This is a genomic window from Propionivibrio soli (assembly GCF_025770765.1).
Taxonomy (GTDB): domain Bacteria; phylum Pseudomonadota; class Gammaproteobacteria; order Burkholderiales; family Rhodocyclaceae; genus Propionivibrio; species Propionivibrio soli.
This window is the reverse complement of the sequence record NZ_JANZKY010000007.1, coordinates 112,661-133,317: the sequence shown is the minus strand read 5'-3', so window position 1 is coordinate 133,317 and position 20,657 is coordinate 112,661. Positions and strand designations below refer to the sequence as shown.

The window sequence follows — 20,657 nt, the reverse complement described above, 5'->3', positions numbered from 1 at the left end:
CATGCAGGAGGCCGCTGAGATGGCCTACTTACTCATGGTGGTCGAGCCGCGCGGTCAACGCGCAGAGCGCCCAACGGCCGACGCCCGCGTCCTCTACGACAAGATGGTGGCGTTCAAGGATCAACTGCAACGCGAAGGCGTGCTGCTGCGTGCCGAATCGTTGCGACCGGACGAACACGCGGTGCGCGTGAAGACGCGGACGGCGGACAACATGCAGCAGTTGCTTGACGGCCCGTTCGCCGAAGCCAAGGAAATGATCGGCGGTTTCTTTCTGATCGATGTCGCGACGCGCGACGAGGCGGTAGCCATTGCCCGCCGCTGCCCCGCCGTCCAGTGGGCAAGCGTCGAAGTCCGCGAATGCGCACCCTGCTATGTGAATTGAGGAGATGACCATGACTACGATGACCGACGAACAAGCGATCCACGCCGCACTCGAAGAATGGGGCGCGGCCTTCCGCAACAAGAATGCCGACCGCTGCCTCGCGCTCTATACCGCCGATGCGGTGTTTTTCGACGCCATACCGCCCTTCAGTTCGGGCGTGCAGGCCATGCGCGAGAAGCTTGAACAATGCTTTCCGCATTTCCCGGACCAGTTCTCGATCGAAAAGAAGGATGTGCGCATCGAAGTCGGCGGCACGCTGGCCACATCGCACTTTCTCTGGCATTTCACGGGATTGCCTGCGGGACACCCTGCCGGTCGGCACTGGCTGCGGACGTCGCTCGTTTGGAAGCGGCAGGACAACCAAAGCTGGCTGATTACCCACGACCACTGCTCGGCGCCGTTCGACCCGTTCACCGAAAAAGTGGTACTGCAACCCACCGCGGAGGAAGGCGGCTCTGCCGCCGCAGCCGAACCTTGCGCTCCAGTCAATCCGGTCGGCTGGTTCGAAATCTACGTGCAGGACATGGAACGGGCCAAGGCGTTCTACAACAAGGTATTCGACGTTACCCTCACCCGCCTCGAAAGCCCCATCGAGCAGATGGAATTTTGGGCTTTCCCGATGCAAATGGACCGTTACGGCACCGCCGGTGCGCTGGTCAAGATGCCCGATTGTCCATCGACCGGCCACGGGGCGCTCGTGTATTTCCATTGCGAGGATTGCGCCGTGCAGGCCGCGCGCGCTGTCGAAGCCGGCGGCGGATTGCACAAGGCCAAGATGTCCATCGGTCAGTACGGTTTCATTGCGCTGGTGACCGATACCGAGGGCAATATGATCGGCCTGCATTCGATGCAGTAACACCGGCCGATGCAAAACACAACGAACACCTCGGCCGGGACGGACACCGGGCGGCTGGGCACAACCGACAACGTCCGGCGTACGATCGAGGCCATCTGGCATATCGAGGCCGCCAAGGTCATCGGCCGCGCGGCGCGCCTCGTACGCCAGGTCGGACTGGCCGAGGAGTTCGCTCAGGACGCGTTGCTGTCGGCGCTCGAAACCTGGCCGCGCGACGGCATCCCGGACAACCCGGGTGCGTGGCTGATGCGGGCTACCGAACGGCGTGCGCTCGACCACCTGCGCCACTCCCGGTTGACCGCAAATAAGGCCGACGAGATCGGCGCGGCCATCGATTTCCAGCATGAAGTCGCCAGCGACACGCACGCCGAAATCATCGATGCCCGCCTTGACGACACGATCGGCGACGACCTCTTGCGGCTGATCTTCACCGCCTGCCACCCGATTCTTTCACCCGACGCGCGCAGTGCCCTCACGCTGCGCGTGATGGGCGGCCTCACCACCGACGAGATCGCGCGCGCCTACCTGCGGCCGGAGCCGACGATCGCGCAGCGGATCGTACGTGCCAAGCGCACTCTCGCTGCCGCCAAGGTCAGCTTCGAGGTTCCGCGCGGCGAGGAGTTGGGCCGCCGCCTCGCATCTGTACTCGAAGTCATCTATCTGATGTTCAACGAAGGCTACACGGCGACGGCCGGCAACGACTGGATGCGGCCGGCCCTTTGCGAGGAGGCGCTGCGCCTCGGACGTGTAGTCGCCGGCTTGATGCCCGACGAAAGCGAGGTCTGGGGACTCGTCGCGCTGATGGAATTGCAGGCCTCGCGTTTTGCCGCGCGCATTTCGCCACAAGGCGAACCGGTACTGCTGCTCGATCAGAATCGCAAACGCTGGGACCATCTCCTGGTCCGGCGTGGGCTCGATGCGCTCTCGCGTGCCGAATCCTTGCCCCGTCGAGAAGGATACCTCGGTCCGTACGCCTTGCAGGCGTCGATTGCGGCATGCCACAGCCGCGCGGCCAGCGTTGAGCAGACCGACTGGGTACAGATCGTGGCGCTGTACGATGCGCTCGACACCGTTGTCCCCTCGCCTGTCGTCCGCCTCAACCGCGCCGTCGCCGTCTCGATGGCGTACGGCCCAGCCCCCGCGCTCGCGGCCGTCGATGCACTGATGCGCGAACCGGCACTGCAAAGCTATCACCTGCTGCCCAGCGTTCGCGGTGAGTTGCTCTTCCGCCTGCAGCGCGCGGACGAAGCACGCGAGGAATTCGAGCGGGCGGCCGCGTTGGCGGCGAATACCCGCGAGAAAGCCCTCTTGCTGGCACGCGCCGCTCGCTGTAACGCCGTTTAGCGACCCGCCCACGCCGCCGTCGCGCGTATTCCGTCGGCGTCGGCCTCACACCTGCAGCCCGTTGCGCCGAGCGAGGAACTTCCTTCATATACGCGGCTCCAAAATTTGGAACGGACGTTTCGGGCGATCGCGGGTTGCCGCGTACCGGACGTCTCCAGCCATGAGCCATCGCACTGGAAGCGGCAATCCGCAACAAGAAGCCGGAAACGCAGTTGGCGCACCTCCGCAGGTAGCCTCCCCAAGGCCGCCAAATGGCGCTGTGCGTGGCATTCCGGGATTGAACAGCTAAACGAATTACCAAACGACGATGAATCAAACGGCCAAGAGCCGACCTGAAGGAGAAACCCCATGCAGAGTAACGAAACGGTCGTAAAGCAGGCCCAGGCGGCCATTGAACGGGCCGCACGCCTCGATCCGAGGAACTCTCCGATCGCGATGACCTTCAGTGAAGGCACGTTGACGGTCGATGGCTGGGTCCCGCATATCGGGGCAAAAAAACTGGTCTTGCGTGCGACCAATTCCGTCCCCGGCGTAACAGAAGTCGTCGATCACTTGCGTATGGGCAGCAACCACCCGCTCGGCGATGGGGCAACGCGGGACGCCGTCTGCAAGCAATTGCTCGAATCCGTGGATTTCCAAACGTGCGCGATTTACGCCTGGGGGAAAGGCGAGCGTAAAGTTCTGCGCGAAGCGCCGGCCGCCGCCACCGGAACCGACGCGGCCGGTGTGATCGAAGTGGCGGTGGCCGACGGCGTGGTGCGGCTGAGCGGCGAAGTAATCAGCCTTTCGCATAAGCGGCTGGCGGGCGTTCTCGCCTGGTGGGCGCGGGGTTGCCGGGACGTGGTGAACAGCCTGACGATCGAGCCCGCGGAGGACGACAACGAGGAGGAAATCATCGAGGCCCTCAGTCTGGTGCTGGAAACCGACCCGATGCTCTCCCTGAATATGGAGCGGGTCAATATCGCGTGCCGCGACCGCACCGTAACGCTGATGGGCAAAGTACGCAACGAAGCGGAACGCGCTCGTATCGAAACCGATGTTTGGTACATCTACGGCGTCGAACAGGTGATCAATAAGCTAGAGATCGCCTGATTTTCCCTGACGACTGTATGCGGCCGCATGCGGGCCGTCGGGCGGTCACCTAACCGTACTCGTACGCCGATCACGTAGCATTGCGAAACGGCAGGTGTTCCGCCGCCTCCTGGCGATACGCCTCCACAGCGCTTCCCTGCTGATCGAGATGGCGCCCGATTAGCCGCCGCATTGCGGGATCGGCAATCCAGTGCACCGATCGCACGACAGTGGGCGTGAAACCGCGCGCGACCTTGTGCTCGCCGCCGGCCCCCGGCTCGAAACGGCGCAGATGTTCGCGCAGGCAATACTCGATGCCCTGGTAGAAGCACAGTTCGAAGTGCAGGCTGTGGTAATTGCCGTGGCAACCCCAATAGCGCCCGTACAGTACTTCGTCGCTGCGGAAACAAAGCGAGACAGCCACCGGTTTCCCGCCGTCGCGCGCAATGAAGACCACCATGCGCCGTCCGAGGGCAACACCGAGATCGGCAAAACACTCAGGGGTAAACACGGCGTAATTGTTGAACTTCTCGAACGTCGAGGCGTACAGAGCATGGAGGCGCGGCCACTCGGCGGCGTCGATCTCGTGGCCGTGCCGTACCTCGATCGCCAGCCCGCTTTCCGCCACTCGCCGCCGCTCTGCGCGCACCTTGCGCCGCTTCTCCGCGGTAAAGGTCGCCAGATAATCGGTGAAGTCGACACAATCGCCGGCCTGCCAGTGGAACTGTACGTTATGGCTTACCAGCAACCCCGCTTCGCGCAAGGCCGCATAGTCCGCATCGTCCGGAAACGCGACGTGCCAGGAGGAGGCGGAGAACTCGCTGGTCACCTTCAGTGCGGCGTCGATCAACGCGTTCCTGATCTCGTCGGCGTGCGGACCTGGCTTGACAAGGAGACGCGGTCCGGCGGCCGGCGTATGGGGCAAGCCGGTCAGTAACTTGGGATAGTACGCGCGTCCGATCTGCTGGTAGGCCGACGCCCAAGACCAGTCATGGATGAAATCGCCGTGCGAGTTGAAGCGGACGTAGAGGGGCAACAACCCGACAATCTCGTCGTCAGCCTGGGTCGCCACGAGATGACGAGGCACCCAGCCGAGATGACGCCCCGCCGCGCCGTGATGCTCGAGGATGCTCAGGAAGTCCAGATTGAGAAAGGGATGGTTGGGCGGACACAAACGCTCCCACACCGCCCGCGGAATGCCGGCGGCGGAAGTTACCATGCCGATCGACAGCGAAGACATGAGCGGTAATTCCGAAGGCGTTCCCACTCTCGCAAACATCGCCGCTTTTGGGAACAACTGTCCTCCGAGCCGCCCCACCAGGGTTTGGTTCCCATTCATTGGGAGGCTCCGTTGTAGCGGTATCGGGTGCGCTCATGTCAGCGCTCCGTATTAAGAACATTCTTCGCCGTTCATCGGCGTCACGGAAAGGTGCCCCGGTGATCCTTCTGCATTTCAGGCGTCTTGTGTTCGTCGTCGACACGCAGCTTGCCGCGATTCTCCTTGAGCTTTTCCGGGCTCTCACGCGCATCGAGACCGCGTCCTCCGCGTACCGGAGGCTGTATGGGATCGGTGAGATCAGGCAGGTCCGGAACATCAGGAACGTCCGGGCCTTCCGGCACGTCGGGCTGCGGGAGATCGGGCCGATCGGGGTCCACCGGTCCCGGCAAGTCGGGCTGTACATCGGTGTTATTCAGGATGCCGCTTCCTTTGTTCATCGTTCATCTCCTCTTCGAGAATTGATCATGCGGATAGTGCAGCGTCCGCTTCGCCGTCCCTTCACCGGGCAATGCATGTGCCCCGCGCCGATGCGGCCCGACACGGCATGGTTATGCGGGTTTGCCCACCATCAGCCAGAAGATGGCGACAAGAGCGAAGAACGCTACCATCCCGAGCAGAGACCACAATTCAAGGTAACGCCAGTAGCGCTTGGGGAGCGGCCGGTCCTGCTCTACGGCTTGCTGGGCGAGGTCACGCATGCGGATCTGCATCCACACCACTGGAAGCCAAGCGACGACGGCCACGCCGAAAAGGGCGGACGACACCACGATCCATTTGCTCGTCATGGGGAAGCCGGCGAGATGCGCGAGGTAGAAGCCGCTGAGCGGTTGCAGGATGACCGTCGGCGCAGTGAATAGCCAGTCGGCGCGCACAACGTAACGCACGAGGATGGCTACCGCCTTCGGTTCCGCCTTCAGGCTCACGAACAACATGTAGAAGGCCGATCCGATGCCTGTGCCGAAAAGCAAGGTGGACGACAGGATATGTACCCATTTCACCACGGTGTAGTCCATCAGCGTTTCTCCTGCCGTTGTTCGAAAGCGATCAGCAGAACCAGCACAGCGACCATTGGCACGTTTTTGAGAATGGGGCCGAAGGGATGCGCCCAGAATTCCGGCAGGTACACCGTAATGATGATGGTATAAACGATGATCAGCGCGAGTTGCGCCAGCCACAGCCAGTAACGGTTACTCAGTAGTAACGTGCCGATGCCGAACGCCAGATCAAGCGCAGCCGCGCCGAAGAGCATCGACGGCGCCCACAGCGTCTCGATTCCGGAACGCGCGAGCAAGGCATAGCTTTCGTTGCGCGGAAACACGCCGAACGAGACGACCCCCGAGACGAGCCACACAATCGCAATGCTGAAGCGCAGCAGCGGCAGCAACCAGCCCAGCAACGCAAGCGCCCGCGTTCCTTCGCACTCAGGGGGCGTGATGAACGCCGAGGGCTCACGCGGAGAACGGCCGAGAAGGACCCGCGTCGCCTCGGGCGGCCCCGTATTGCCGCGCTCGAGCATGCCGAGGGTTTCCCGGTCGAGCAAGCTGGCGCGGAAATTTCCTCCGAGGGAAGCGGCAAGCTTTACGAGGGCGATCGGCAAGGGCAGAAACCAAGGAGGCTCCAAACGCATGGCTTGCCGCAACTCGATGAGAAATTCGCGCAAAGTCACCGGCCGCGCACCTACCAGAGCGACCCGCTCGCCGATGCATTTCTCCTTTTGAACGAGTGCCATGATCGCCTGCACGGCGTCATCGACATGAATAGGTTGTACGAGTTGTTCGCCATGGCCGGGCAATGGAATGAGCGGAGCGGTGGCTAGCTTCGCAAATAGGCATGCGCTCGCACCACCCGCTCCGTACACCAGCGAAGGCTGCACGACGGTGGCGCGTAACGGCAACCGCAGCAAAAAATCGTCGGCCTCTTTCTTGCTGCGGTGGTAGGCACTAACGGCACCATCATCTGCGCCAAGCGCAGAAATGTTGATCACGCGCTGCACGCCAGCCTCCACGCACGCTTCGAACAACGCGCAGGGCCCGGCGACGTGGAGCGTCGAAAAGAGTTGGGTCGCTGATTCACGAAGAATGCCCACGGCATTGATAACCACGTCCACGCCCCGCAGATGGGGCGCCCAGTCCGTCGCCCGCACGTTACGCGACATGTCTGCCTGAACCATTCTCCCAGGCAAGGCGCGCGCGGCAGCGTGCTGCGGATTGCGCAGCGCGCACACGACGTCGTGCCCTGCGTCGGCAAGCGCCCGGGCCAAGCGACTGCCAAGAAAGCCGGTCGCGCCTGTGAGCAGAATGACGATGGGAACCTCCGGAGGGAAATGAGGCCGGCCCGGGTTACGGGTACGGAATGCCGATTGCCTGGGCGCCGAGCCGGCCTCTTTACCCGGCAAATGGTGTTCCGAAGGCCGCATCGAATGGCCGCAGGCGTTCCCGAACGATGGGCCATCAGCCGGTACGATGGCCGTCGAGCGACAACTCCGACCAAGCCGGCCGCATTCGCCCGGACGCAGCGAGCGACACGGATTCCCACGCACGCTGCCCCCCGGCAATCGAAATGGCCGCGGCGACGTGAAAGGAACTGAGGATGCAAACCGGAACTCGGAAAACGTGGAGAACGGCGTTAAGGGACGCCGCGATTGTCGGCAGCGTAGCGAGCCTTACGTCGCTCGCCGCCATGTCGGCGCACTGTCGGCGCGAGAACGGTTCAGTGTGGGCCGCGGTCAACGCACCGAGCCACTGGATCTGGGGCAACCCCGCGCTAGGGCAGCACCGGCCGAGCGTACGCTATACCGTCGCCGGCGTGCTGGTGCACCATCTCTCATCCGGCTTTTGGGCGCTTATTCATACGCAGTCGCTACGCCCCTTTGAGCCCGGACACTCGCTCGGGGCCCACGTCGCAGGTGCAGGCTTGATCACGGCGCTTGCCGCCGCCGTCGATCTCGCCGTCGTCCCGCATCGGCTGACGCCCGGTTTTCAACACCACCTTTCAGCGAAGGCGTTGTTCGGCGTGTACGCGATGTTCGGCATCGGGCTTCTTGCCGGCACTCTGTTTACTGCGGCACGGGATCGCCGACGCCTCAGGGCCGAGGAAACAAAGCTCCGATCCACGAACAAGCGCAAGACGGGTCATGAGGGTGTAACGCATGACGGCTAACCTGCTCGCCTAGGACTTGTCAGCAGGAGATAGCGATGCCCCCGAAGAAGCCCCGCCCGAAACCCTCCTTGCGCCTCGTCGCCATGCTTTATTTCTTGCTCGGCGCTTGCGCGCTGCATTCGGTGCATACCCTGGCCCAAAAAACTCCCGTTCAGGCGGATTCGGCAAGCACAACCCGCATAGGTCTCGCCCCCGCTTCCTCCGCGCCCACTCTTCCGAGCTAACAGGCGACCTGCCTGGCGTGTCACGGCCGGGCCAATGAAGCGCACCGATCGACCCGGCGCCAATCCGCCCTCCTTCCTGTTCGGCATTTTTCTTCTCCTTGCCGCCCCGCCCAGGGCTTGGGACAATTCGCGTATCCGAAGCTGCCAAGGACACGCCGATGACCTCCCCTCTGCCCGAACTGACTGCCCTCGAAGCCCGCATTCTCGGCGTGCTAATGGAAAAGGAAAAAACCACGCCCGACGCCTACCCTCTGACCGTCAACGGCCTGGCGGCCGGCTGCAACCAGAAGACCTCGCGCCATCCCGTCATGAACGTCAGCGAAGCCGAGATCCAGACGGCCCTGGAGGAGCTGCGCAACCGTTTGCTGGTGCTCGAAACCTATGGAGCTTCCGGCCGCGTGCTGCGCTACGCGCATAACTTCGGCAAGTGTTACGGGGTTCCGGCCGGGTCGGCAGCCCTTCTCGCCATCCTCATGCTGCGCGGGCCGCAGACCGCAAGCGAGTTGCGCGCCAATTGCGAAAGGCTGCATCGCTTCGGCGATGCCTCGTCGGTCGAAGCCTATCTCGAGGAACTCGCCACTCGCGCCGAAGGGCCGCTGGCCGTGCGATTGCCGAAAGCGCCCGGGTCACGTGAGCATCGTTGGATGCATCTTCTCTGTGGGCCAGTGTCCATGGCCATGGAAAACGAACCGGTACTGGGACCGGCCACCGATCCGGATCGTTGTGCCGTGCTCGAAGCGCGTGTCGAACGGCTCGAACGGGAACTCGCCAGCCTGCGCGAAGAGTTGCGTGCCGTTCTGCCGCCGAGTACGGGAGATTGAGGGGTAGCCGCCCTTCGTTGCCGTCCGCAACGCGAAGGCAGACCCAACTGTCCGCTTTGCCCGTGTTTTCTCCGCCAGGCATTTGAACGGACGAGTAGTTCAGGGTAGTTCAGAGCGACCAGGTGATTCCCGCCGCCCAACCCTGTCTTGAAAGAATTACCGGTAAGAGTGGGAAACCGCTTCGCCGCGCGAAGCAAGCTCACCTGCTGAGTTCTCAGCCAAATCACCTCTTTTCGCCTAAACAATCCGCGTTAAAGCACGTTTTGTTAGATTTTTTCCAGAATCTGACCGAGTTTTTCCGTCATTCGCCAAACAAAACCGACAAGAATACGGAATAACAATCGGTTTTCGCGTTCAGCTTCTTGCGTCAGCTCAAAAAACCGCATCTTCCCTCCTAGATCGCGCCTTGATTGCTTGCGACGCGCGCGTGGCACGCATCGTGCTCGCGCAGCTTTCTGTGGCGCTCGACAGCGGCAACGTAAATGTTGTTGCCGACGAACACGTACGGCAATACGGCAGCAGTTTTCAATACGCCGATGGGGAACGGCACCAACGAAGGAGGAAACACCGACAACGATCGATCTCACCGTGGCAGGAACCGAAGCGAATCGAGCGAGCCCTTCCGGGATTTCACTTTTCCTTTCTGATGTTCCGCTACGCAGTCCGCGGCGACGGCAGACGCCGTCCGGTCGCAGGCTTCTTCCGCGACATAACAGAGGAACTCATAATGCGGCTATCCCTGCGCTTCGTCTTACCCCTGTTGCTTATTCTCGCGGCCATTGCCTACGTGGTCGCTCCGCTCGTCGACGAACTCACGCTGCGTTGGTCCCTGCGCGACCTCGACGCCCGCTCAACCGTTATCGCCAAGGCGGTCGAGGAACCGCTCGAAGATGCGTTGGTCACCGGCTCGTCGAACAAGATCATGACGTTCTTCTCGCGCATCAGCCAGGATGAGCGGCTCTACGCGATCGGTTACTGTGCGACGCCGCAGGCCAAGCTGCAAGCGACGCGCTCGGTGCCCGCCGAGATACGCTGTAACGACCTGGAGCGCTGGAACGCTCCGCGCGGATCGGTCCTCCACCTGCCGAAAGGTCCCCTGCACGTTGCCGTCCGGCCGCTGGTGGGCGAGACGCACCCGGAGGGCCGCCTGATCCTCGTGCAGGACATGAATTTCCTTGAACGGCGCAGCCAGGAAACCCGCCGCTACCTGTTCTACTTTTTCCTCGGGCTCGCCGCCGCCGTCTCCCTGATCACCGTCATCATCGCGCAGCTTTCATGGCGCGGCTGGGTCGCCGGGACACGAGCGTTGCTGCGTGGCGAGGGACTCCTGCGGCAACCCGTCACCTCGCCACCGGCGCCACCGAAGGCGAGCGAGATCGTCCCGCCGGCTCCTGAATTCCGCCCCATCGCCCGCGACCTGCAACGCCTGATCCGCGACCTCGAAGCCGAGCGCGCGGCGCGCGACGAAAGCCAGCTCACCTGGGCCCCTGAAACGCTGCGCGCCATTCTTCATGGCGAGTTGCGCGGGGAAGACGTGATCGTCGTATCGAACCGCGAGCCCTACATCCATCAGCGCAAGGGCGACCATATCGAAGTGCAGCGACCGGCCAGCGGTCTGGTGACGGCGCTGGAACCGATCATGCGCGCGTGCTCCGGTGTCTGGATCGCGACAGGTACCGGCAGCGCCGACCGCGACGTCGTGGATACTCGGGACCGCGTCGCCGTGCCTCCCGACAAACCCGCCTACCAGCTCCGCCGCGTGTGGATGACGCCCGAAGAAGAAGCCGGTTATTACTACGGGTTCTCCAACGAGGGCCTCTGGCCGCTGTGCCATATTGCGCACGTGCGCCCGATCTTCCGCTCCGGCGATTGGGCCCATTACGTGGCCGCGAATCGCAAGTTCGCTGACGCCGTGGTCAGCGAATCGAAAACCCGGGACCCGATCGTTCTCGTCCAGGACTACCACTTCGCACTCCTGCCGCGCATGATTCGCGAGGCGTTGCCAGACGCAACGGTAATCACCTTCTGGCACATCCCCTGGCCGAACCCCGAATCGTTCGCCATCTGCCCGTGGGCCGCCGATATCGTCAGCGGGTTGCTCGGCAGCAGCATTCTCGGCTTTCACACGCAATACCATGTGAATAATTTCGTCGACACCGTGGACCGGCTGATCGAAGCGCGCGTCGACCGCGAAGCATTCACGGTCAGCCAGGGCGGCAAGCTGACCGCTGTCCGCCGCTACCCGATTTCAATCGCCTGGCCGCCCTCCGAGGAAATGGTCGGCAAGCCCGTGGCCGATTGCCGAAGCCATATTCGCGAGCTGAATGGCTTGCCCCCCGATCAGGCGATCGGCGTCGGCGTGGACCGCCTCGACTACACGAAGGGCATTCTCGAACGCTTCCTTGCCGTGGAGCGCCTGTTCGACCTCAACCCGCAATGGATCGGACGCTTCACCTTCATTCAGATCGCCGCGCCCAGCCGGGCGAGTATCGACGATTACCGCAACCACCACGACGCCGTCGTCGCCCTCGCCGAACGTATCAATGCGCGTTTCAGCGGCGCCGCGCCCGCGATCCTGCTTAAGGTCGAACACCACGAACCGTGGCAGGTATACGAATACTACCGAGCGGCTGAACTCTGCTTTGTCGGCAGCCTGCACGACGGCATGAACTTGGTGGCGAAGGAATTCGTCGCCTCGCGCGACGATGAGCGCGGTGTGCTCGTCCTCTCGCAATTCACCGGTGCATCACGTGAACTGCCCGAGTCGGTGGTGGTCAACCCTTACGATGTCGATCAGTGCGCTGCCGCATTGCATGTGGCGCTGACGATGCCCGAGCAGGAACAGGCGGACCGCATGCGCTTGATGCGCGGGCTGATCGCCGAGTTCAACGTCTACCGCTGGGCCGGCCGCATGCTGCTCGATGCCGCGCTCATGCGTCGGCGCAGCAAGCTTCCGGACACTCCCGTCGGCAACACCGGCGCACCGCCGGCTGTACCGACACCTTCTCCAACCTAGGACATCCGACTGCAGCAATGGCAAGCGAAATCATCGGACCTCCGCCCGCCGCCCAGCCCGACTGGGCCTATTTCCTCGACTTCGACGGCACGTTGATCGAACTCGCCCCGACGCCGGGCGCGGTCCGCGTCGACCACACGTTGCCTGAGCTCCTGACGGCACTCCATCGCGCAACGGACGGCGCCGTGGCCTTGGTAAGCGGCCGCGCGCTCACCGACCTGGAACGCCGTGTCGGCCTCCCCCAGATCGCCAAGGCCGGTCAACACGGGCTCGAACGTGGCGATGCCGAAGGCCGCCTCTGGGTACACGCGGCACCCACACGCGCCAAGCAGGCCATCCAGGACGCGCTCGACCCCGTGTTGCGACAGCACACCGGGCTCCTTCTCGAAGACAAGGGATTGAGCCTTGCACTGCACTACCGGCGAGCGCCGGACCTCGCGCAGTACGTGAAAGACTTGATGCGACAACTCGTCGAACGCGTCGGCTCCGGCCTCGTCGTGCAGGAAGGCAAGTGCATCGTCGAGGTAAAGCCGGCGGCGATCACGAAAGCGACGGCAGTGGCCGCCTACCTCAACGAGCCGCCGTTTGCCGGTCGCCGTCCGGTCTTCGTCGGTGACGACAGCACCGATGAACACGGCTTCATGGCCGTCAACGAACGCGGCGGCGTCTCCATCGGCGTGGGCCCTGACTGTGTCAACGCGCACTATGTGCTCGCCGACGTCACCGCCGTCCGGGAGTGGCTGGCCGGCGCCGCAAAAGCCGGCGGACACCCGGTTCCTCGGCTCACCGGCACTCCCCAACCCGACGTGGCGGGAAACGGCCCCTGACGCATTCGAATCGGGAAGAATCGAGAAGGCCGGCTTCTCCCCTCAGCGAGTCCTAGCGCGTCCTACGGTTGCATCCAGCGAAGGAAATCGAGTTCCTCCAGCCCTCGACGCAGTTCCCGAGTCTCTTCAGCAGTTAGCCGAACCAACGGCAAGCGCACCGGTCCGCAGTCGATGCCCGCGAATTGCATCATGGCTTTGATCGCCGGCAGCCCCCGGTATTTTTTCGCGATAACGACCATCTGCGCGGAGAGCAACTGCAGACGCCGCGCCTCGTCGATTTGACCCGCCTCGAAGCTTTCGCGGATCCGGTGGTACAGCGGCGCAGCCAGGTTGTAAGTGCTGCCGACCGCACCCTGCGCTCCGGCCGCGAGGCCGCTCAGGTGCATTTCATCGACGCCGAACACCATGTTGAAACGTGCGTCTTCCAGGGCGGCGCAGGTCTGGAATTCATACAGTGTCGGCGCCGTGTATTTGATCCCCGCGAGATTTGGAATTCGCCGGCTGGCGGCTCTCAGAAACTCGTCCATGTCGAGCGCGGCGCCCGTGAGGCTGGGGATGTGGTAGTAGTAGAATGGCAACTCCGGCGTCGCCGCCGCCACCTCGGCCATGCATTCGACGAGCACCGAGACGGAACCCGGCCGGAAGTAGAACGGCGGCGTGGCCGCGATCGCGACGGCACCGGCCTGCGCGGCATGCTTGGCGAGATCGCGCGACTCGGCGACCGCCGTATGCCCCACGTGAGCGATGACCGGAATGCGACCCCCGGCGGCATCCAGGAAAGCTTCGAGCGTTTGCTTGCGTTCGGTGGTGGTCAACGAGGCGCTTTCGCCGGTCGTGCCGCAGACGAAGAGCGAGGAGACCTTGAACGCGAGCAGACGCTCAACCATCGCCGGTACCAACGGGAGATTCAGGCGGCCATCCTCGTGCATCGGCGTAAAGGTGGCCGGAATCAGGCCCGACATCCAGAATTGCTTCGACATGTTGTTCTCCATGAGTCAATGTACCGAACGGGGATCGAGCGCATCGCGCAGCCCGTCTCCGATGAAATTGATGCTGAGCACCGCGAGCGCGATCATCAGGCCGGGCGCAATCCATAACCACGGCGTGCCTTCGAGGATGGCGTGCGACTGGGCATCCTGCAGCATGTTCCCCCAGCTCGGCGTGGGCGCCTGGACCCCGAGTCCGAGGAACGACAGGGAGGCTTCCTGCAGGATCGCGTTCGCCATGCCGAACGTGGCCGCCACCGTGACGGTACCCACGACGTTGGGGAAGAGGTGCCGCACCATGATCTGAAACGGGGTCACGCCGATCGAGCGTGCTGCAAGTACGAACTGCTGTTCGCGGAACGACAGGAACTGCCCGCGCACGAGTCGCGCGATACCCGGCCAGGTCAGTATCCCGATCACCAGCATGGTGTTGTAGATGCTCGGCCCGAGCACCGAGGCAATCGTGATAATCATCACCAGCGACGGAAATGCCATCACGATGTCGGTGAAACGCATCAGCGCCATATCCACTTTGCCGGCGGCATAACCCGAGATACCGCCAATGAGGACGCCGATGAACGTCGAGATCGATACGGCAACCAGGCCGACGGAGAGCGAAACCCGCCCGGCATGGACGATGCGCGACCACACGTCGCGTCCCGTCGTGTCGGTTCCAAGCCAGTGCGCGGCGCTCGGCGCCTGGCTCATCGATCCGAGGTCGAGGTCGATCGGCGAATAGCGTTCGATCAGAGGTGCGAGAACGGCCATGAGCACGAGAACGGTCAGGACCACGAGCCCGAGAACGGCCAGCTTGTGGCGAAAAAACCGCTTGCGCGCTTTGGCCCACAGGCTCTCGCCGGTGGGCATCGGCTCGGCGCCGGCGGCGAGCGGTTCGGAAGAAGTGGCGATCATCAAGTACCCTCAATCTTCAGTCGTAGCGGATCCGAGGATCCAGGAAGCTATAGGCCATGTCGGTGAGCAGGTTGCTGGCCTGCACCATCACCGCCGAGAAGAGCACGTAGCCCATGATGACCGGTGAATCGCGGGCGGTAACGGCGCCAATGAACATCAAACCGATCCCGGGCCACTGGAAGATCATCTCGATGATTACCGAACCGCCGAAGAGCACCGGCAGCGTGAGGCCGATCACGGTAACGACCGGAATCAGCGCGTTGCGCAGGATGTGCCTGACCACCACCAGCCATTCGCTCAAGCCTTTCGCGCGGGCTGTCCGCACGTAGTCGTTGTTCATGACTTCGAGCACGCTCGTCCGCGTGTAGCGCATGAACGTCGCCGTGCGCACGAGGCCGAGCGCCAGCGCGGGAAGTGCAAGGTGGCGCAGGTTATCGACCAGCGAATACGGCTCGCCGGCGGTCGAGATCCCCGACGTCGGAAACAAGGGCCATTGGATCGCAAGCAGGTAGACGAGCACCATCCCGAGGAAGAAATCCGGGATCGAGATGCCGGCGAATCCGAGAAAGGTGAAGGTGTAATCGGTACGCGAATACTGTTTGAGCGCCGAGACGACCCCCATCGCGACACCGAGCACGATGGCGATGAGCAAGGCCGTGCCCATCAATTGCAGCGTCGCCGGAATCCGCGCCAGCAGAATGTCGATCACCGATTCGCCAGTCTGAAACGAATAGCCGAGATTTCCTTGCAGCAGTTGCCACAGCCAGCGCCCGTATTGCACGTACAGCGGCAAGTCCAGGCCGAGCTGGCCGCGCCGCAATTTGATCAGGTCCTCGGCCTGCGGCGTTTCCGTCGAAATCATCGCCAGCACCGCGTCGCCGGGCATTTTGGATGCGACGAAAAACACGATCACGGTAATCCCCAACAGGATGGGGATGCTGACCAGCAAGCGGCGCAAGATGTAGGTGGTCATCGGGGTTTCTCAGGATTGTCTGGACACAGGCGGGCGGAACGGACGGTAAGCGCCCTCGCCGCCGCCTGTGGGGACGGAATTACTTGACGTCCCACTTCTCCACTTCGTTGTACACCGGCAGGTTGAAGATCAACGTCGGCATCTCCGCGTAATGTTCGCTGGCGCCGATCACCCGCTTGTTGAAGGCCAGCGGGCGCACTTCGTACCAGAGCCAGCCGCGGAACGCCTCTTCGTTGAGAATCTTCGAGATTTCCTGGTAGTACGGCGCGCGTTTTTCACGTTGCGATTCGCTCAGCCCCAGGTCATACAGCTCGTCCACCCGCTTGTTGCAATAGGTGAAGGAAAGCTGCGCGCCGCAGGTGCTGGTAAGCGCGCCGAGCGACGGATCGAGGCCTTGCCCGTTGGCGAAATAGCCCATCTCGAACGTGCCGTCCTTGTAGACCGTCTGAATCTCCGCCGGGTTGAGCAGACGCGGCACGATATTCACGCCGACCGCCGCGAGGTAGGCCTGAATCGCGGTCACCGTGTCCTTATTGACCTGATCGGCGTAGTAGTAGATGAAGTCGATCTTGCGGCTCGAATCCCAACCGGCTTCCTTGAGCAACTGCTTCGCCTTGACCGGATCGTACTTGTAGGGATTGAGCGACGGCGATTGCGCCCAGGTGGCCGGGAACATCGTGTTCGAGATTTTTCCAGTCCCCTTGCGCACCGTGGCGATGATCTTTTCGCGGTCGATCGCGTAGATCATTGCTTGGCGCACACGCACATCCTTGAGGAAGGGCTGCGCGAAGTTGAACTGCAAGTAGGTCGGCAGGCCGGCGTCGACGTTCGGAAGCACGGTCAGCGTCGGCACTTTCTGCATGCGCTCGATGTCGCTCACCGGGATGCCGCCGCCTTCATACGACATCACGTCGACTTCGTTCGCCGCCAGCGCATTGAGGATGCTCGGAATGTCGGCGAAGATGCGATAGACGATGCGGTCCGCCTTCGGCTTGCCCAGGAAATAGTCGTCGTTGCGCACCACCTCGACATACTGATCGGGGACGTACTTCGACCACTTGAACGGACCGGTGCCGACGCGGTTCTGTGTCCAGAACGGAGAGCGCGCAAGTTCCGACGGTTTGACGTCGCCCAGGATGTGCTTGGGCAGGATCGAGAAATAGATCTGTTTCAACTCGACCCACAGCGGCCGCGGACCGTTGAGTTCGAACTTCACCGTATGGTCGTCGATCTTCGACACGCCGCTCAGGCTGCTGGCCTTGCCGGACCGGAACTCCTCGTAGCCCTTCACGTCGGAGAGGTTGTTGGCGATAATCGAAGCGACGGCCGGATCGGCATAGGTGTTGTAGGAAAAGACAACGTCATCGGCGGTGAAGGGCTTGCCGTCATGCCACTTGACGCCCTTGCGCAGCTTGAAAATCCACGTCGCGCCCTTGTCCGGCGTGCTCCACGATTCGGCCAACAGCGCCTTGACGCCGTCGCCCTTCCACGTCACGTGGGCCAATCCTTGCAGAACGGTTTCGTCGAGGCGGTTGCCGCAGGTCGTGTACAGCGGGCCGGCCATACAACCCGTGCGGAAAGCCTGGCGGATCGTCTTGTCGGTCTTTGCCTGTGCCGATGCCATCAGGGGAGAGACGAGCAATGACAGCGCGACGAGCGCGGCGGACGCGGCGATAAGGGTCTTGCGAGTTTTCATTGCAAAGTTTCCTTTCATTGATTTTGGATAACGATTGCAGCGCAAAGAGTGAAACCGTGTTTTTCAGACGTTCTCGGCGTGGTGGCACGCCACGAGATGAGGCGGGCCATCCGGCAGGCCGCCGATATTGCGAAGCGCCGGATCGGCTTCGCGGCAAACGTCGGTGGCAAGCGGGCAGCGAGGATGGAACCGGCAGCCGGACGGCGGATTCGCCGGGTTCGGCACATCGCCCTGCAGAACGATGCGGCGCCGCTCGCGTTCGCGTTTCGGATTCGGCGTCGGTATCGCGGACAGCAAAGCGCGCGTGTACGGGTGCCGCGGGGTATCGAAGACCGGATCGCGCCGACCGAGCTCGACGATGCGGCCGAGGTACATGACGGCCACGCGGTCGCTGATGTAGCGGACCATCGACAGGTCGTGCGACACCATCAGGTAGGTAAGACCGAGCTGTCCGCGCAGATCGGCCATCAGGTTCACGACCTGCGCCTGAATCGACACGTCGAGGGCAGAGATCGGCTCGTCGGCGACGATCAACGACGGATTCGTGGCCAACGCACGTGCCAATCCAATGCGTTGGCGTTGGCCGCCAGAAAACTCGTGGGGGTAGCGATTGATGAACGAAGGATTCAGCCCGACGAGGCGCATCAGTTCCTGTACGCGTCCGCGTCGCTCGGCCGGCGTGCCGATCTTGTGCACGTTGAGCGGCTCGATGATGATGCTGCCGACCGTCATACGTGGGTTGAGCGACGAATACGGGTCCTGAAAGACCATCTGCATATGCTTGCGCGAGGCCCGCAATTCGCGCTGGTCGAGCGACGCCACATCGCGACCGCCGAAGACGATCCGTCCCGAGGTCGGGTCAAGCAATCGCAACATCGCCAGCCCGGTGGTCGATTTGCCGCAACCGCTTTCGCCGACGAGCCCCAGGGTCTCGCCTTGGAAGAGGTCGAACGACACGCCGTCGACGGCACGCACGGCCCCAACTTGCCGCTTGAGCAGTCCGCGCAGGATGGGGAAATGCACTTTCAGGTCTTCGACGCGGACGAGGACGTCCTTGTGTTCGGCCGTTCTCATCGCATCGCTCCCGCCACGTTGAGCGCCGCCACCTCGTCGGCGCGCCAGCAGCGCACGGATTGCCCTGCGCCCAGTTCATCCAGCGGCGGCAAAGCCTGCCGGCAACGATCAACGGCATAGATGCAGCGCGGGGCAAAGGGACAAGATTCGGGCGGACGCCTCAGATCGGGCGGCATCCCGTCGATCGAGAACAAACGGCCTTGGTCGCGTCCGTCCATCTTCGGGATCGCTTTCAGCAGGCCGAGCGTGTAAGGATGCCGCGGGTGCTCGTACAGTTCGTCGACTGGCGACTGTTCAACGATGTGCCCGCCGTACATGACGGCGACCTTGTCGACAACGCCAGCGACAAGGCCGAGGTTATGGCTGATCCAGATGACCGCCATGCCGAGTTTTTCTCGCAGCCCCTGGATCAACTCGACGATCTGCGCCTGCACCGTTACGTCGAGCGCCGTGGTCGGTTCGTCGGCAATCAACAGTGCCGGATTACAGGACAGTGCAAGCGCGATCATGATCCGCTGCCGCTGGCCCCCGGAGAATTGATGCGGGTAGTCGTCGAGACGTTCCTTCGGCCTCGGCAGGCCGACCAGCGAGAGCATTTCCGCCGCCCGATCCCGTGCCGCGCGCTCGCCCAGGCCGAGATGCGCACGCAAACCCTCGGTCATTTGCAGCCCGATCGACAATACCGGGTTGAGCGAGGTCATCGGGTCCTGGAAGATCATGGCAATGCGGTTGCCGCGAATTCGCCGCATTTCCTCTTCGCTGAGCCGCAGCAAGTCGCGCTCTTCGAAAATCACTTCGCCGCCCTCGATACGGCCGGGTGGAAAGCGCACCAAGCGCATCAGCGACATCACCGTCACCGATTTTCCGCTGCCGCTCTCACCCACGATGGCCATCGAGGCGCCGGTGTCGAGACTGAACGAGACGCCATTGACAGCGTGAATCACCGCGCCCTCGGAATAAAACCGGGTCACGAGGTCACGGACCTCAAGCAGGGACGGCATGGCTACTCCGTGACCGTGGCGTTGGACGCGGCGTTCTTTCCTGCTCCGCTTTCGAGCCCTTGCTTGAAGCGAAGCTCGATGCTGCGGAAGTGTTCGCTGAGGCGCTGACGCGCCAACGGTGCATCGCGATGGCAAACGGCTTCGAACAGCTCGCGGTGCGCCTGCACGGTGAGCAGCGGATCGCGGTCTTCCGGGACCTTGCGGATCGCGAGCGCGTTATAGACAACCCAGAAGATGTCGATCAGACTCAGCAACGAAGCGTTGCCTAGCGGTGAATACAACATACGGTGGAAGCTGCGGTCTTCGTCGGAGGTCGATTCCCCGGCCGCGGCTTTCTTTTCCCAGACGACGAGCAGCTTCTCGATCTGATCGAGTTGCGCCTGGTCGATGAGCGGCGTGACCGCAACGACGGCCGATTCTTCCAACCATTCGCGAATCTGCAGGATTTCGGAGGCGCGTGCGGGCTGAAATGCGAGCCCAAACGAAAGGAAGTCGAGGACGGAGTCAAAGTTGAACTCGCGGACGCCGACGCCTTCACCATGCCGCGATTCGACGATCCCGAGCGACTCTAGCGATTTGACCGCTTCGCGCACCGAACCTCGGCTCACGCCGAGGTCTTCAGCCAACTGTCCTTCCGGCGGAAGGAGATCGCCCGGCTGCAGCTCATTCTCCGTAATGATCTGCTTGATCCGTTCCTGAATGATACGGATCAAGCCCGGTTCCCGTGACCGCTTAAGCATCGTCTGACCCTCTTATTAGATATCCGATAACTTGGATAAAGAGGTTATCGGATATCTAATTTCAGGTCAACGGTTAATTAATTTAACTACTAACTTGCTGATGTTACAAGACATTATTGACTTATATGATAAGGAGAAAAGAGTAAGGAGACATTTCATGAAAATAGAACGCCGCCCTGGACAGAGAAAACAGCGCTTCGCTCGCCCAGAACCTACCTGCCCATAAAGGAGAGGGAAAAACCGTGCTGGCAGGCACTCAGGCGGGGGCGAACTTGTGAGGCTGCGGCGTTTCGAAT

Annotated in this window: 20 protein-coding genes; 8 read left to right on the top strand and 12 right to left on the bottom strand. The window is 62.5% G+C overall.

Annotated features, from left to right (window positions below):
* Positions 1–19: 19 nt before the first annotated feature.
* From NZ453_RS09935 to NZ453_RS09920, 4 genes are all read left to right on the top strand, one after another.
* A complete protein-coding gene (locus NZ453_RS09935; protein WP_263770394.1) occupies positions 20–382 on the top strand; it encodes a YciI family protein in 363 nt (120 codons plus the stop codon).
* A gap of 10 nt (positions 383–392) precedes the next feature.
* Positions 393–1,238 carry an SgcJ/EcaC family oxidoreductase gene (locus NZ453_RS09930; protein ID WP_263770393.1) on the top strand — a complete coding sequence of 282 codons (846 nt, stop codon included), beginning with the start codon at positions 393–395 and terminating at the stop codon, positions 1,236–1,238.
* Between the two features lie 9 nt (positions 1,239–1,247).
* Positions 1,248–2,582 carry an RNA polymerase sigma factor gene (locus tag NZ453_RS09925; protein ID WP_263770392.1) on the top strand — a complete coding sequence of 445 codons (1,335 nt, stop codon included), beginning with the start codon at positions 1,248–1,250 and terminating at the stop codon, positions 2,580–2,582.
* Positions 2,583–2,930: 348 nt separating this feature from the next.
* A complete protein-coding gene (locus NZ453_RS09920; protein WP_263770391.1) occupies positions 2,931–3,674 on the top strand; it encodes a BON domain-containing protein in 744 nt (247 codons plus the stop codon).
* 70 nt (positions 3,675–3,744) lie between these two features.
* Here the strand turns inward: NZ453_RS09920 and NZ453_RS09915 are convergent, their stop codons facing one another.
* The 4 genes from NZ453_RS09915 to NZ453_RS09900 form a co-directional block, all read right to left on the bottom strand.
* Positions 3,745–4,893, bottom strand: a complete 1,149-nt coding sequence (locus NZ453_RS09915; RefSeq protein WP_263770390.1) for a GNAT family N-acetyltransferase — start codon at positions 4,891–4,893, stop codon at positions 3,745–3,747.
* Between the two features lie 179 nt (positions 4,894–5,072).
* Positions 5,073–5,369, bottom strand: coding sequence for a hypothetical protein (locus tag NZ453_RS09910; RefSeq protein WP_263770389.1), 297 nt, complete (start codon positions 5,367–5,369; stop codon positions 5,073–5,075).
* 111 nt (positions 5,370–5,480) lie between these two features.
* Complete coding sequence (locus NZ453_RS09905) at positions 5,481–5,945, bottom strand: DUF2269 family protein (protein WP_263770388.1); 465 nt, start codon at positions 5,943–5,945, stop codon at positions 5,481–5,483.
* A complete protein-coding gene (locus NZ453_RS09900) occupies positions 5,945–7,348 on the bottom strand; it encodes an NAD(P)H-binding protein (RefSeq protein ID WP_263770387.1) in 1,404 nt (467 codons plus the stop codon). The genes NZ453_RS09905 and NZ453_RS09900 overlap by 1 nt, the downstream gene beginning before the upstream one ends.
* Before the next feature lie 173 nt (positions 7,349–7,521).
* Here NZ453_RS09900 and NZ453_RS09895 point away from each other — a divergent pair, with 173 nt between their 5' ends.
* Positions 7,522–8,091 (top strand): hypothetical protein, encoded by a 570-nt coding sequence (locus NZ453_RS09895; protein WP_263770386.1) that lies wholly within the window; start codon positions 7,522–7,524, stop codon positions 8,089–8,091.
* Between the two features lie 382 nt (positions 8,092–8,473).
* A complete protein-coding gene (locus NZ453_RS09890; protein ID WP_263770385.1) occupies positions 8,474–9,136 on the top strand; it encodes a YceH family protein in 663 nt (220 codons plus the stop codon).
* A gap of 394 nt (positions 9,137–9,530) precedes the next feature.
* Here NZ453_RS09890 and NZ453_RS09885 read toward each other — a convergent pair whose 3' ends face one another.
* Positions 9,531–9,710 (bottom strand): hypothetical protein, encoded by a 180-nt coding sequence (locus NZ453_RS09885; RefSeq protein ID WP_263770384.1) that lies wholly within the window; start codon positions 9,708–9,710, stop codon positions 9,531–9,533.
* Between the two features lie 153 nt (positions 9,711–9,863).
* On the opposite strand from NZ453_RS09885, the gene NZ453_RS09880 reads away from it, so the two are divergent.
* Both NZ453_RS09880 and otsB read left to right on the top strand, forming a co-directional pair.
* The gene (locus NZ453_RS09880; RefSeq protein ID WP_263770383.1) at positions 9,864–12,152 is read left to right on the top strand and encodes an alpha,alpha-trehalose-phosphate synthase (UDP-forming); all 2,289 of its coding nucleotides are present in this window, start codon (positions 9,864–9,866) and stop codon (positions 12,150–12,152) included.
* 17 nt (positions 12,153–12,169) lie between these two features.
* Positions 12,170–12,979 carry a trehalose-phosphatase gene (gene otsB / locus NZ453_RS09875; protein ID WP_263770382.1) on the top strand — a complete coding sequence of 270 codons (810 nt, stop codon included), beginning with the start codon at positions 12,170–12,172 and terminating at the stop codon, positions 12,977–12,979.
* A 62-nt stretch (positions 12,980–13,041) separates the two neighbouring features.
* Here otsB and NZ453_RS09870 read toward each other — a convergent pair whose 3' ends face one another.
* The 7 genes from NZ453_RS09870 to NZ453_RS09840 all read right to left on the bottom strand — a co-directional run bounded on the left by NZ453_RS09870 (position 13,042) and on the right by NZ453_RS09840 (position 20,361).
* Complete coding sequence (locus NZ453_RS09870; RefSeq protein ID WP_263770381.1) at positions 13,042–13,959, bottom strand: dihydrodipicolinate synthase family protein; 918 nt, start codon at positions 13,957–13,959, stop codon at positions 13,042–13,044.
* A 15-nt stretch (positions 13,960–13,974) separates the two neighbouring features.
* Positions 13,975–14,877: an oligopeptide ABC transporter permease gene (opp4C, locus tag NZ453_RS09865; protein WP_263770380.1), complete on the bottom strand. Its 903-nt coding sequence runs from the start codon at positions 14,875–14,877 to the stop codon at positions 13,975–13,977.
* Between the two features lie 16 nt (positions 14,878–14,893).
* On the bottom strand, positions 14,894–15,850 hold the full coding sequence (locus tag NZ453_RS09860) for an ABC transporter permease (protein ID WP_263770379.1): 957 nt from the start codon (positions 15,848–15,850) through the stop codon (positions 14,894–14,896).
* A gap of 79 nt (positions 15,851–15,929) precedes the next feature.
* The gene (locus NZ453_RS09855) at positions 15,930–17,546 is read right to left on the bottom strand and encodes an ABC transporter substrate-binding protein (RefSeq protein ID WP_263770378.1); all 1,617 of its coding nucleotides are present in this window, start codon (positions 17,544–17,546) and stop codon (positions 15,930–15,932) included.
* Positions 17,547–17,609: 63 nt separating this feature from the next.
* On the bottom strand, positions 17,610–18,620 hold the full coding sequence (locus NZ453_RS09850) for an ABC transporter ATP-binding protein (RefSeq protein ID WP_263770377.1): 1,011 nt from the start codon (positions 18,618–18,620) through the stop codon (positions 17,610–17,612).
* Positions 18,617–19,621, bottom strand: coding sequence for an ABC transporter ATP-binding protein (locus NZ453_RS09845; RefSeq protein ID WP_263770376.1), 1,005 nt, complete (start codon positions 19,619–19,621; stop codon positions 18,617–18,619). The genes NZ453_RS09850 and NZ453_RS09845 overlap by 4 nt, the downstream gene beginning before the upstream one ends.
* Before the next feature lie 2 nt (positions 19,622–19,623).
* Positions 19,624–20,361 (bottom strand): FadR/GntR family transcriptional regulator, encoded by a 738-nt coding sequence (locus NZ453_RS09840; RefSeq protein WP_263770375.1) that lies wholly within the window; start codon positions 20,359–20,361, stop codon positions 19,624–19,626.
* Between the last annotated feature and the right edge of the window lie 296 nt (positions 20,362–20,657).